This is a genomic window from Aquimarina sp. MMG015 (genome assembly GCF_018100855.1).
GTDB classification, from domain to species: domain Bacteria; phylum Bacteroidota; class Bacteroidia; order Flavobacteriales; family Flavobacteriaceae; genus Aquimarina; species Aquimarina latercula.
The window spans coordinates 1-421 of sequence record NZ_JAGJEB010000045.1 but is presented as its reverse complement, the minus strand read 5'-3'; the positions used below and the strand labels follow the sequence as shown (position 1 = coordinate 421).

The 421-nt window shown below is 33.5% G+C and carries 1 protein-coding gene; it reads left to right on the top strand.

Translation table 11 applies throughout. From position 1 onward, the window contains the following. The coding region (locus tag J8L88_RS23425) for a CHAT domain-containing protein (RefSeq protein WP_211062089.1) at positions 1–421 on the top strand (421 nt) is incomplete at both ends.

The window sequence follows — 421 nt, the reverse complement described above, 5'->3', positions numbered from 1 at the left end:
CCCTTTTGAGGCATTGATAACTGACATCAACAAAAACACTTATTTCATAGAAGAAAATGAAATCGATTACGCATTCTCTCTTACTTTTCAAAACAAAAACAAATCCATCCAAAGAGCAGCTACTCAGGATTTCTTAGGGATTGCTCCCATTAATTTTTCTAACGACCTAACTACATTAAAAAATAGTTCCAAAGAAATTTCATACGCTAATAAGTTATATGATGGAACGCTGTTAGTGGATCAAGAAGCTACAAAAGATAATTTTATCAAAAAAATAAAGGATTACAAAATACTGCACTTGGCAACGCATGCAGATGCATCGGACTCTATTGTGCCATGGATCGCGTTTAGAAACTCTAAATTAACAGATTTAGAACTGAACTCTTTACAAAGTCAAGCAGAATTGGTAATATTAAGTGCC